At 66.2% G+C, this 11573-nt stretch carries 11 protein-coding genes and 1 tRNA gene; 7 read left to right on the top strand and 5 right to left on the bottom strand.

The window, feature by feature from the left end:
- Positions 1–49: 49 nt before the first annotated feature.
- The 3 genes from serC (at position 50) to aroA (ending at position 3772) form a co-directional block, all read left to right on the top strand.
- Positions 50–1135, top strand: coding sequence for a 3-phosphoserine/phosphohydroxythreonine transaminase (gene serC / locus G370_RS0109165; protein WP_019660327.1), 1086 nt, complete (start codon positions 50–52; stop codon positions 1133–1135).
- 51 nt (positions 1136–1186) lie between these two features.
- Positions 1187–2386, top strand: a complete 1200-nt coding sequence (pheA, locus tag G370_RS0109160; RefSeq protein ID WP_019660326.1) for a prephenate dehydratase — start codon at positions 1187–1189, stop codon at positions 2384–2386.
- A 78-nt stretch (positions 2387–2464) separates the two neighbouring features.
- Positions 2465–3772 carry a 3-phosphoshikimate 1-carboxyvinyltransferase gene (gene aroA, locus G370_RS0109155; protein ID WP_019660325.1) on the top strand — a complete coding sequence of 436 codons (1308 nt, stop codon included), beginning with the start codon at positions 2465–2467 and terminating at the stop codon, positions 3770–3772.
- Positions 3773–3945: 173 nt separating this feature from the next.
- Here the strand turns inward: aroA and G370_RS0109150 are convergent, their stop codons facing one another.
- Positions 3946–4518, bottom strand: a complete 573-nt coding sequence (locus G370_RS0109150) for an energy transducer TonB (protein WP_019660324.1) — start codon at positions 4516–4518, stop codon at positions 3946–3948.
- A 119-nt stretch (positions 4519–4637) separates the two neighbouring features.
- The gene (locus tag G370_RS0109145; protein WP_026347061.1) at positions 4638–5276 is read right to left on the bottom strand and encodes an energy transducer TonB; all 639 of its coding nucleotides are present in this window, start codon (positions 5274–5276) and stop codon (positions 4638–4640) included.
- Positions 5277–5389: 113 nt separating this feature from the next.
- Between G370_RS0109145 and serS the strand changes: the two genes are divergently transcribed.
- Complete coding sequence (gene serS, locus G370_RS0109140; RefSeq protein WP_019660322.1) at positions 5390–6670, top strand: serine--tRNA ligase; 1281 nt, start codon at positions 5390–5392, stop codon at positions 6668–6670.
- Between the two features lie 148 nt (positions 6671–6818).
- On the opposite strand, the gene G370_RS0109135 is transcribed toward serS, so the two are convergent.
- Together G370_RS0109135 and G370_RS0109130 are read right to left on the bottom strand one after the other, a co-directional pair.
- Positions 6819–7175 (bottom strand): SH3 domain-containing protein, encoded by a 357-nt coding sequence (locus G370_RS0109135; protein WP_019660321.1) that lies wholly within the window; start codon positions 7173–7175, stop codon positions 6819–6821.
- Between the two features lie 136 nt (positions 7176–7311).
- Positions 7312–7899, bottom strand: a complete 588-nt coding sequence (locus tag G370_RS0109130) for an FMN-dependent NADH-azoreductase (protein WP_019660320.1) — start codon at positions 7897–7899, stop codon at positions 7312–7314.
- A 127-nt stretch (positions 7900–8026) separates the two neighbouring features.
- Here G370_RS0109130 and G370_RS0109125 point away from each other — a divergent pair, with 127 nt between their 5' ends.
- A complete protein-coding gene (locus G370_RS0109125) occupies positions 8027–9019 on the top strand; it encodes a LysR family transcriptional regulator (protein ID WP_005410175.1) in 993 nt (330 codons plus the stop codon).
- Between the two features lie 81 nt (positions 9020–9100).
- On the opposite strand, the gene G370_RS0109120 is transcribed toward G370_RS0109125, so the two are convergent.
- Positions 9101–10171, bottom strand: coding sequence for a DUF4241 domain-containing protein (locus G370_RS0109120; protein WP_019660319.1), 1071 nt, complete (start codon positions 10169–10171; stop codon positions 9101–9103).
- Positions 10172–10295: 124 nt separating this feature from the next.
- Here G370_RS0109120 and G370_RS0109115 point away from each other — a divergent pair.
- Together G370_RS0109115 and G370_RS0109110 are read left to right on the top strand one after the other, a co-directional pair.
- Positions 10296–10385, top strand: a tRNA-Ser gene (locus G370_RS0109115).
- 572 nt (positions 10386–10957) lie between these two features.
- On the top strand, positions 10958–11491 hold the full coding sequence (locus G370_RS0109110; RefSeq protein WP_019660318.1) for a hypothetical protein: 534 nt from the start codon (positions 10958–10960) through the stop codon (positions 11489–11491).
- Positions 11492–11573: the final 82 nt, after the last annotated feature.

Here is an 11573-nt window from a genome sequence, read left to right as displayed (position 1 = left end):
AAGGCTGGTGCACTGCGGCATACTAGGGGTCTTGCCCCACAGGTGTGACATGACGCGCGCGTTCAACTTCAGTGCCGGCCCTGCAACCTTGCCGGAATCGGTCCTGCGCCAGGCGCAGGCGGAAATGCTGGACTGGCACGGGTCCGGTGCTTCGATCGTGGAAATGAGCCATCGCGGCGCGGAATTCATGTCCGTGGCCGCCGAGGCCGAGGCCGACCTGCGGCGCCTGCTCGACATCCCCGACGACTATGCGGTGCTGTTCCTGTCCGGTGGCGCCACCACCCAGCAGGCGCTGATCCCGCTCAATTTCGCCGCCCCGGGCCAGCGTGCCGACTACGTGGTCAGTGGCCACTGGGGCAAGACCGCGGTCAAGCAGGCCGGTGTCTACGTCGACGTCAACATCGCCGCCAGCAGCGAGGCCAACGGCTACCGCACGCTGCCGGCGCGTGCCGACTGGCAGCTGTCGCCCGGTGCCGCCTACGTGCACATCACCGCCAACGAGACCATCCACGGCGTCGAGTTCCGTGATGCTCCCGATACCGGCAACGTTCCGCTGATCGCCGACTTCAGCTCGTCCATCGCCAGCGAACCGCTGGACGTGCGCCGCTATGGCGTGATCTACGCCGGCGCGCAGAAGAACCTTGGCCCGGTCGGCATCGCGGTGATGATCGTCCGTCGCGACCTGCTCGAGCGCAGTGGCCAGCCACGTGCGGACATCTTCGATTACCGCTCGCACGTCGCCCGCGATTCGATGCTCAACACCCCGCCGACCTGGAACTGGTACCTGGCCGGGCTGGTGTTCAAGTGGATGCTGGCCGAAGGCGGCGTGGCCGAATTCGCCAAGCGCAATGCCGCCAAGGCCGCGCTGGTGTACAGAGCCATCGACGGCTCCGGCGGCTTCTACCGCAATGAAGTTGCACATGCGGCCCGTTCGCGGATGAACATCCCGTTCTTCCTGCCCAACGCCGATCTCGATGCCCGCTTCGTGGCCGAGGCCAAGGCGGCCGGCCTGCTGGCGCTGAAGGGCCACAAGGTCGTCGGTGGCATCCGTGCCTCGCTGTACAACGCCATGCCGCTGGCCGGGGCCGAGGCGCTGGTCGCCTTCATGGCCGATTTCCAGCAGCGTCACGGCTGAGCAATGAACGGCGCGCACCGTCGGGTGCGGGCCCCGCAACAAGGAATTCCGATGGCAAGCAGCAAATCCAGCAAGAAGGCGCCGAAGAAGGCCGAACCGGCCAAGGACAGCGCGCCCGCCAAGGCGAAGGGCAAGGCCAAGGCCGCCTCGAACCCGGCACCCACCCTGGCGCCGCTGGCGCTGGCCGATGTGCGCTCGAAGATCGACCAGATCGACCGCGACATCCAGAGCCTGATCGCCGAGCGCGCGCGCTTCGCCCATCAGGTCGGCAAGGCCAAGGGCAAGCTCGCCGCCGCCGTCGACTACTACCGCCCCGAGCGCGAAGCGCAGGTGCTGCGCATGGTGGTGGATCGCAACGAAGGCCCGCTCAGCGATGAGCTGCTGGTGCACGTCTACCGCGAGATCATGTCGGCCTGCCTGGCCCAGCAGGAGCCGCTGAAGATCGGTTACCTCGGCCCGGAAGGCACCTTCAGCCAGCAGGCCGTGCTCAAGCACTTCGGCCGCTCGGCGCTGGGCCTGCCGATGGCCAGCATCGAGGAAGTGTTCCAGGAAGTGGAAGCGGGCAACGCCGATTTCGGCGTGGTGCCGGTGGAGAACTCGGGGCAGGGCACCATCCAGATCACCCTGGACATGTTCCTGACCTCCAACCTGAAGATCTGCGGCGAAGTGGAACTGCGCGTGCAGCAGTACCTGATGTCGCGCAGCGGCCGCATCGAGGACATCGAGCGCATCTACGCACATCCGCAGTCGTTCATGCAGACCTCGGCGTGGCTGCGCGCCAACCTGCCGAAGGCCGAGAAGATTCCGGTTTCGAGCAACGCCGAGGGTGCGCGCCGTGCGCGCAACGCCGACGACGCGGCGGCCATCGGCGGCGAGAGTGCCGGCCACGTGTACGGCCTGAAGAAGGTGGTCACCAAGCCGATCCAGAACGATGCCGACAACACCACCCGCTTCCTGGTGGTGGGCCGCAACATCTTCCCGACCTCCGGCCACGACCGCACCTCGGTGCTGGTGTTCATCCATGACAAGCCCGGTGCGCTGTTCGACGTGCTCAGCCCGTTCGCCCGCCACGGCATCAGCATGAACCGCATCGAGTCGCGGCCGTCGCACCACGGCAAGTGGGAGTACGGCTTCTTCATCGACCTGGCCGGCCACATCGACGACGCGCCGATGCAGGCGGCGCTGGCCGAACTTGAAGCGCACTCGGCGCAGATCAAGGTGCTGGGCTCCTATCCTGTGGCCGTGCCCTGAGTGCTGCTGGGGCGGCCCCGGCCGCCACCCCCTGATGCATCGCCGGCGGGCTGCCGGCGTTTACGGAATGATCGAACGATGAGCAACGCGCAACACTGGATCGCCCGCAAGGGCCAGCCCCTGCAGGGCAGCCTGACCATTCCCGGCGACAAGTCGGTCTCGCATCGCTCGGTGATGTTCGCCGCGCTGGCCGATGGCACCTCGCATATCGAGGGCTTCCTGGAAGGCGAGGACACCCGCGCGACCGCGCGCATCTTCAGCCAGCTGGGGGTGCGTATCGAAACGCCCAGCCCGTCGCAGCGCATCGTGCACGGCGTCGGCATCGACGGCCTGAAAGCGCCGGATGCACCGCTGGACTGCGGCAATGCCGGCACCGGCATGCGCCTGCTGGCCGGGTTGCTGGCGGGCCAAGCGTTCGACTGCACGCTGATCGGCGATGAGTCGCTGTCGGGCCGACCGATGCGCCGCGTCACCGGCCCGCTGTCGCAGATGGGCGCGAAGATCGACACCCAGGATGACGGCACGCCGCCGCTGCACGTGCATGGCGGCCAGACGCTGCATGGCATCGACTTCGCCTCGCCGGTGGCCAGCGCGCAGATCAAGTCGGCGGTGTTGCTGGCAGGCCTGTACGCACAGGGCGAAACCAGCGTTGTCGAACCGCACCCGACCCGCGACTACACCGAACGCATGCTGTCGGCGTTCGGCGTGGACATCGAATTCTCGCCCGGCAAGGCCCGCCTGCGTGGCGGCCAGCGCCTGCGCGCCACCGACATCGTGGTACCGGCCGACTTCTCTTCGGCCGCGTTCTACCTGGTGGCGGCCAGCATCATTCCCGGCTCCGAGCTGCGCCTGAAGCAGGTCGGCCTGAACCCGCGCCGCACCGGCCTGCTGCACGCGCTGCGCCTGATGGGGGCGGACATCACCGAAGAGAATCCTGCCGAGCAGGGCGGTGAACCGGTGGCAGATCTGGTGGTGCGCTACGCCCCGCTCAAGGGCGCGCGCATTCCGGAAGCGTTGGTGCCGGACATGATCGACGAGTTCCCGGCGCTGTTCGTGGCCGCCGCCGCCGCAGAAGGCCAGACCGTGGTGAGCGGTGCGGCCGAGCTGCGGGTGAAGGAATCCGACCGCCTTGCTGCGATGGCCACAGGCCTGCGCGCGCTGGGCATGCAGGTGGACGAAACCGAAGACGGCGCCACCCTGCACGGCGGTGTGCGCCTGGGCAGCGGCACCATCGAAAGCCACGGTGACCACCGCATCGCCATGGCATTCGCCATTGCCGGCCAGATCAGCGATGGCGAAGTGCGGATCAACGATATCGCCAACGTCGCCACGTCCTTCCCGGACTTCGATGGTCTGGCCCGCAGCGCCGGGTTCAACCTGGCCTGATCGGCATCGCGAGCACCGGGCCATGCCCGGCGGATCGCATTGCCCGGCAGGTGCCAATCTTGGTTGGCACGCTCACATCTCCCGGTAGGTGCCAACCTTGGTTGACACGCTTTCCGCATAAAAGGACGGAGGCCGAAGCCTCCGTCTAAACATCACGAACCCCTCGTCCGCGATCAACGCTGCTCGGTACGGAAATCCACCGGGACCCGCACCACGCTGGCTACTGCGCGGCCATCCTGCACCGCGGGTTGGAACTTCCAGTTCTGCACGGTGCTGAGCACCGCACGATCCAGATCACGACTGCGCTCGCCGCTGCGCGAGACGATCGCAGCGTTGGCGACATTGCCGCGGGTATCCACATTCAGGCTGGCGATCACGCTGCCCTGCACGCCGCTACGCAGCGCGGCGGCGGGGTAGGTGGGCATGCGGTTGCTGGCCAGCGGGCGGGCTTCACGATTGCGCACTACCGGCGCGGCCTTCCGCGAAGCAGTAGCCGGGGTTGCCTGGCGCGCGGCAGGCGTCGCTGCGTCCGTCACCGCCGCCTGCTCGGGGGCCGGCAGCATGCGCTCGCCGACCGGCGCAGGTGCCACCTCTTCCTGGCTGGAATGACGCAGCCAGAGCAGGGCGGCAGCAAACATCGCCACGATCAGTGCGATCCACATCCAGGGCGACGCGTTCTTGTGCTGTACGCTTGAGTCCCGCTGCAACCGCGGCGAATGAAGGTCTTCGTGGGTGGTAACAGCCATCGCAAACTCCTTCCGTCAATGGACGACATGGGCAGTGTTGCCCGAGCCACAGACGGAAAGTGTCAGCGTTGCGTCAACATCACCGGCAGGGTTCAGCTTGCCTGCTGGGGAGCGTTCAGTTACTGCGTCTTGAAGTCGAACGGCACTTCAATGCTGCCAGGCACGGCCTGGCCGTTGCTCTGGGCCGGAGTGAATCGCCAACGGCGCACGGCGTCGGTCGCGGCACGGTCGAGGTCGCGTGAACCGCTGCGCTGGATCACCGTGGCGTTGTTCGGATAGCCGGTGGCGTCTACATCCACGCGTACCACCACGGTGCCGGTTTCGCCGGCGCGCAGGGCGGCGGCGGGGTACGACGGCGGCGGCGACTGACCGGCAATCGGCATCGGTTGGCTGTTGCCGGTCGTGGCCGGCGCAGCGCCCGGGTTGGCCGGGGCCGGCTCGGCGATCGGGGCGGGTGGTGGCGGGGCGGTTTCGACCAGCTTCGGCGCTTCTTCCTCGACCGGGGCCGGCTTGGCATCGGGCATGTCGCTGGAACCGGCCGCAGCGGCCAACGGTTCCGGGAGGGGCTCGACCTGGGCGGTTTCCTGCGGGGTCTGCGCGGCCGGGTCGGCGCGGAAGAACTCCTTGTCGCGGCCGGTCAGCCAGACCAGCACGAACAGCAGTACGCCCACGCCGAAGGCGATGCCGGCGATCTTCAGGGCGTTGCGCGGGATATGCACAGTGAAGGACTTGGCGGACGACGAGCGGGGTGCAGACATGGACCGGACCAGTACGGAATGGCTCGATTCTGCCACGGCGGGAATGAACCGGGCGGCAGAAATCCGTATAACAAGCGATAATCCCGTTCCTGATACCCACCACGACACCTGCCATGCTTGATCCAGCCCTGCTCCGCCACCAGCCCGCCGACCTCGCTGAACGCCTGCGCACCAGCCGCGGCTTCGAGCTCGACGTGTCTGCCCTGGAGGCCCTGGAGGCTGATCGCAAGCGCATCCAGGTACGGACCCAGGAACTGCAGAGCCTGCGCAACAGCCGTTCCAAGGCCATCGGCCAGGCCAAGGCCAAGGGCGAGGACGTTTCGGCCATCATGGCCGAGGTTGCTGCCTTCGCCGACGAGTTGAAGGCCTCGGAAGTGGCGCTGGACGAACTGCGCGAGAAGATCGAAGCGATCTCGATGGGCATTCCGAACCTGCCGGCCGATGACGTGCCGGCCGGTGCCGATGAGAGCGACAACGTCGAGCAGGCGCGCTGGGGAACCCCGCGCCAGTTCGATTTCAAGGTGCTCGACCACGTCGAACTGGGCGCCCGCAACGGCTGGCTGGACGGCGAGACTGCGGCCAAGCTGTCCGGCTCGCGCTTCACCGTGCTGCGCGGCCCGATCGCGCGCCTGCACCGTGCGCTGGCCCAGTTCATGGTCGACCTGCATACCGGCGAGCACGGTTATGAGGAAACCAACGTGCCGCTGCTGGTCAACGCCGATTCGCTGCGCGGCACCAGCCAGCTGCCGAAGTTCGAGGACGACCTGTTCAAGACCGCCGTGGGCGATTCCACGCGCTACCTGATCCCGACCTCGGAAGTGCCGCTGACCAACATCGTGCGCGACGAGATCGTCGATGCCGAGCGCCTGCCGTTGCGCATGACCGCCCACTCGATGTGCTTCCGTGCCGAGGCCGGCAGCGGCGGGCGCGACGTGCGCGGCATGATCCGCCAGCACCAGTTCGAGAAGGTCGAGCTGGTCTCGATCTGTCGCCCGGAAGAGAGCGATGCCGAACACCAGCGCATGACCCGCTGCGCTGAAGTGGTGCTGGAAAAGCTGGGCCTGCCGTACCGCAAGGTGCTGCTGTGCACCGGCGACATGGGCTTCTCGGCCATCAAGACCTACGACCTGGAAGTCTGGCTGCCGTCGCAGGAAACCTACCGCGAGATTTCCTCGTGCTCGAACTGTGGTGATTTCCAGGCCCGCCGCATGCAGGCGCGCTGGCGCAACCCGGCCACCGGCAAGCCGGAGCTGGCGCACACGCTGAATGGCTCGGGCGTGGCCGTCGGCCGCGCGATGATCGCGGTGATGGAGAACTACCAGAACGCCGATGGCAGCATCACCGTGCCGGAGGCCCTGCGCCCGTACATGGGTGGCCTGGAAACCATCGCCTGACAGCCGGCGATTCGCGCCGCCGCCCGAAGCTTAGGCTCGGGCGCTACAGATCCATGTAGAGCCGAGCCTATGCTCGGCTGCTCCTGCCCCTCGCGGGCCGCATTGATTATCGGCGCTTCGCGCCGCCGCCCGAGCATAGGCTCGGGCGCTACCGGGTTTCTGCTGCCCTCAGCTTCTCCAGCGGCACCCATCCCGGTTCGCCGGTCTCCGGCACGCACCAGGCCCATCCATTGAGCGTGCGCATTCCTCGCAGCAGCTGCCCCGGATCCACATCCAACTCCCGCGCGCAGTAATCCTCCGTGGCATAGGCGTCACCCTGCGCATTGCGACCGATCACCGGCGCCGGCACGAAACCGGGCTGCTGCCCTTCGGCTTGGCACAGGAACCAGTCTTCCCAGCCCTCCGGGCCTTCATAACGTTCGCCCACCACCAGCGCCTGGCCACGGCGCAGGGTGATCGGGTGCGGAAATTCGCTGCGGTGCGCAGCCGTCACGGTGTAGTCCATGGCCCCAGCCTAACGCGCCCACAAAAAAACGGCCCCGCAAAGCAGGGCCGCCAGGGTGGGCCGGGATGGGGGAGGGGATCCCGGCCCGCGTTCAGCGCCCAGACGAGGAGAGAGGGGCGCCGAACGCTGGGACGCGTTATGCGGCGACGGGTTCGGCCGCTTCGTGCGACGGCAGCGCCGCCAGCGCACCGGCAATGGCGTTTTCACGGTGCTGCGGCGAATAGGCGATGCCTTCGGCGCGCACGAATTCGACCTCGTTGATGCCCATGAAGGCGAACACCTGGCGCAGGAACGGCTCCTGGAAGTCGGCCGGCGAGTCGGTGTAGATGCCGCCGCGGCTGCTGGCGATGATCACCCGCTTGCCACCGGCCAGGCCCACCGGGCCGTTCTCGGTGCACTTGAAGGTGCGGCCGGCCACGGCCACGCGATCGATCCAGGCCTTCAGGGTGGACGGGATGCTGAAGTTGTACATCGGCGCGCCGATCACAACGATGTCGGCCTCCAGGAACTGCTGCATCACCTGTTCAGCATCGGTCGCTTCAGCGGCGTCGGTCCTGGCCAGCGAGCTGCTGCGCAGATGCGGTACCGGATTGGCGTCAAGATCGCGATAATCGACCTGCAGGCCGTCGATCTGGCTGGCGAGGCGGGCGACCACGGCGGCCGACAGCTGGCGCGAGACGGAGTTGTCGCCAAGCACGCTGGCGTCGAGATGCAGAAGCTTCATGGCAGTCACCTATGTTCTGGGAGGAAGGGGCGGGGTGGCCCCGCCGACAGAGAGAACGATAGGTTGTTGCAATGGCGGAATAAAGGTGGTTGAATGCCACGTATTGTTCTAGATATGGAACTCGGGTATGCATGACCTGAATGACCTGTACTACTTCGCGATGGTGGTCGACCACGGCGGATTCGCCGCCGCCGAGCGCGCACTGGGTATTCCCAAGTCGCGCCTGAGCCGCCGCATCAGCCAGCTGGAAACCGACCTGGGCGTACGCCTGCTGCAGCGCTCCACGCGCCGTTTCGCGGTCACCGATGTCGGCACCAGCGTGCATCGCCATGCGCAGACGATGCTGGCCGAGGCCCAGGCCGCCCGCGAGGTGGTGGACCGCCTCAGCGCGGAGCCGCGCGGCGTGGTGCGCGCCAGCGTGCCGGTGTCACTGGCGCAGATGCAGCTGCCCAAGCTGCTGCCCAAGTTCCTTGAGCAGTACCCGAAGGTGCGGCTGCAGCTGAACATCAGCAACCGCCGCGTGGACATCATCAACGAAGGCTACGACGTGGCCCTGCGCGTGCGTTCGCGCCTGGATGACGACGGCAGCCTGGTGATGCGCAGCTTCGGCCAGGTGCAGGAACTGCTGGTGGCCAGCCCCAAGTACCTGGATCGCGCCGGCCGCCCCAAGGACCCGGAAGAGCTGACCCAGCACGTCACCCTCAGCATCAGCGAAGACGAAGCACGCCAGCGCTGGGAACTGCATGGCCCGGAAGGCGAAGTGCGCCGGGTCGACTTGCAGCCGCGCGTGGCCGGTTTCGACTTCCCGCTGCTGCAGAGCATGGTGAAGGACGGTTTCGGCATCACCATGCTGCCGGAGACCGTGTGCGCCGACGCGGTGCGTAACGGCGAACTGGAAGTGGTGCTGCCGGACTGGTCGCTGCCGCAGGGCGTGTGCCATGCCGTGTTCGCCTCGCGTCGCGGCCTGCTGCCGGCAGTGCGCGTGTTCATCGACTTCCTGGCCGAGCACCTGCCGCCGCAGCTGGAGGCCTCGCGCCTGGATTGCGGTGGCGCCTGTGAAAAGGCCAAGGAGCGGATCAAGGCCAGTGCGCTGGGCGCGTTGGCAGTGGATGCGGGCTGAGGCACCTGCCCGCAACTGCACCGCCAATCTGTGAAACGGTAGCGCCGGGCCATGCCCGGCGTTGCTGCTTTCCGGCCCCGGTCAGTTCCGGCCGAACAGTCGGACCCAGAAGCCGCGCCGCGGCGGTGCGGCCGGTGTGGGCTCGGCAATGGCCGGTGCTTCCAGCACCGCCATCAGCTCCGCGCTGCGCGGCTTCTTCAGGAACCGCGCGTAGTCCAGATAGCCGGTCACCTTGCTCATGTGCAGGCGCTCGGGCATCGCCGGTAGCTCGCCACCCTGTAGCAGCACCCGCAATGCCTGCGGGCGGTCCAGGCGGATCGCCTCGTACAGAGCGGTGCCGCCACAGCCTGGTTCGATCTGGTTGGCGCGCTGCGGCGCGTCCTTCAACAGGACGTGCAGCGCATCCGGGTCGTCGCGTTCAACGGCCGCTACCAGCCGTGCCAGCGCTTCAGCTTCGTCGGGTGGAAGGCTGTCGCGATAGGCCTGGTCGGCAATCTCGCGCTCGTCGCGTCCATCGCCGCCCTGGATGCACAGGAAATCGGTGACCAGGGCGACCGGAATGCCGGACGTATCCAGCGCCCAGTAGCTGGGATAGACACCGTCGCCCCAGCCGCTGGTGAACACCACCAGGCCGTGCGGCGAGTCTTCCCCCCAGGGGCGGTACTCGGCGCCTTCGTCGAGGCCGTCGTGGTCGATCAGGGCATCCGACCACGCATTGTCTTCGTCGCCATCGGCCCGTTCGATCAGCGCCAGCAGTGCCTGTTGGGTGTCGGTATCCATGAAGCAGCCGATGCCGGCGTCGACCGGGTAGCCGATGAAGCTGTCCTCATCCAGGCCGGTCAGGTCCTGCGTGGTCCAGCGCGCCATCTGCCAGTGCAGGGCAGACGCAGTGAGGGCTTCGCGGGGCTTGAACCAGACCACGGCCAGCGCCGGGCGGCCGCTGTGCACGATGATCTCAACCGGATGCCGGCCCAGCGGGGCGGTGTAGTCGGCCAGCGCTGGTGCTTCGGCCTGGACAAGCGGATCGCAGACCACCAGGTGCCCGCTGCTGACCGGCAGATGGCCGGCGAAGGTGCGGTGCAGGGCCACAGCTGCCAGCTGGGTGTCATCCAGCAGGGTGGTGCGCAGGTTGGCCAGGTCGAGGTGGGCCATGGGGGCTCCGAGTGCGGTGAAGGCCCCCACCGTGCCGGATGCGGAGGGCAGGGGCAAGGTGGTCTTGGGCAAATGGCCTTCACGTGCGAGAATATGCCGCTGCCCGGGCGACCGGGACCCGATTGGAGAGATGGCCGAGCGGTTTAAGGCACCGGTCTTGAAAACCGGCGAAGGGTCAAACCTTCCGTGGGTTCGAATCCCACTCTCTCCGCCAATTACAAACGCAACATCATGATTGTAAAGGATGTTGCACTGAGTGGCTCGCGTTGTTCCCAACATTGTTCCCTGCCAAGCGGGCAGGTGCCCGTTCTCCCTGTCGACACCGGCTATCGATAACGGCTTGCCCCGTTCTGGCGGCTTCGCTCATAACGGTCACTCCGCTGGAGTGGTAGACCGCTGCACGTATTGCCGTATCCCTCGCTTCTTTCGCTTGGGTGGCGTTGCTAGCCCGAATCTCTTGAAGACACGACCAACCTGCGTTGCGGTCCAGCGTCCACCTTTCCGGGTAGGCCAATTGTTGTCATTTAGCCAGTCCGCATAGTCGACATGGAGCATGCTTGGGTACTGCCGGGATGCTTCCCGCAGTAGTTCTGCCGTCTTTCTGGCGTACTCGTCTGCGAGCTTTCGTCGCTTGCGATTTGCGGCCGTGGTGTCGGTATTGCGCACATCGCGAAGGGTCGGGTTGCCGCCGATTCTGACCAATGCCGCCTCCCAATTGCGAAATGTAAATAGCGGCGATAAGTATTGCACAAGAGCACGCGCGCAAACGCTCTTGAAGGCATATCAATGGACGACACGGATTCAACGAAATCAAGAACAGCCCTGCAGGAGCAAGCCGCCGATTGGCTCCTCCTTGGGCAGCACAACGTGATGGTGACACTGACCTTCAGTGGGAGCGACGGGGTGAGCTACAAGTTTGCGGAGAAGGCATTCGGTACTTTCGCCCACAAACTCAAGGGCTACCTGTTCGGTACGAAGTCGAAGAAGCGAATCGCCATGTGTCCGATAGTCGAGGACTACGGTGCGGAAATGATATGGAGTACATCACCGACCGGGGTGCGACAAGGAACGCACATCCATTGCCTTATGCGCCTGCCCGGTAGCCCGATGGACCACAAGGATGTGGTCAGAAGGCTCTGGCGGGCTTCAGGGCGACGCTGTGGTGACCCGAGAGTCAACTGCCCCGGCAGAGACGATTGGTATGTCGAAATACTAGCGCAGCAGGACAGGGTGGAGTTGACTAACTATGCCCTAAAGAAGTGCAGCGATAGCGTCGATGGTGTGCTTGTGAAATTTGTACCTGTACGGGCTACGACTTAAGAACTAGATTCACTTCGTATGGGAGGTTTATACCTCGGGGTACATTGCTATCGAATAGCTCTGGGGAGTCAGCTCTCCCCAG

The sequence above is a fragment of the Stenotrophomonas hibiscicola ATCC 19867 genome, from assembly GCF_000382065.1.
Lineage (GTDB): Bacteria > Pseudomonadota > Gammaproteobacteria > Xanthomonadales > Xanthomonadaceae > Stenotrophomonas > Stenotrophomonas hibiscicola.
Note: the sequence above shows the minus strand (reverse complement) of the source record. Positions and strands in the feature narration are given on the sequence as shown.

Coding starts and splice junctions, on each gene's coding strand:
- serC (WP_019660327.1), top strand. CDS start 50: ATGACGCGCGCGTTCAACTTCAGTGCCGGCCCTGCAACCTTGCCGGAA.
- pheA (WP_019660326.1), top strand. CDS start 1,187: ATGGCAAGCAGCAAATCCAGCAAGAAGGCGCCGAAGAAGGCCGAACCG.
- aroA (WP_019660325.1), top strand. CDS start 2,465: ATGAGCAACGCGCAACACTGGATCGCCCGCAAGGGCCAGCCCCTGCAG.
- G370_RS0109150 (WP_019660324.1), bottom strand. CDS start 4,518: ATGGCTGTTACCACCCACGAAGACCTTCATTCGCCGCGGTTGCAGCGG.
- G370_RS0109145 (WP_026347061.1), bottom strand. CDS start 5,276: ATGTCTGCACCCCGCTCGTCGTCCGCCAAGTCCTTCACTGTGCATATC.
- serS (WP_019660322.1), top strand. CDS start 5,390: ATGCTTGATCCAGCCCTGCTCCGCCACCAGCCCGCCGACCTCGCTGAA.
- G370_RS0109135 (WP_019660321.1), bottom strand. CDS start 7,175: ATGGACTACACCGTGACGGCTGCGCACCGCAGCGAATTTCCGCACCCG.
- G370_RS0109130 (WP_019660320.1), bottom strand. CDS start 7,899: ATGAAGCTTCTGCATCTCGACGCCAGCGTGCTTGGCGACAACTCCGTC.
- G370_RS0109125 (WP_005410175.1), top strand. CDS start 8,027: ATGCATGACCTGAATGACCTGTACTACTTCGCGATGGTGGTCGACCAC.
- G370_RS0109120 (WP_019660319.1), bottom strand. CDS start 10,171: ATGGCCCACCTCGACCTGGCCAACCTGCGCACCACCCTGCTGGATGAC.
- G370_RS0109110 (WP_019660318.1), top strand. CDS start 10,958: ATGGACGACACGGATTCAACGAAATCAAGAACAGCCCTGCAGGAGCAA.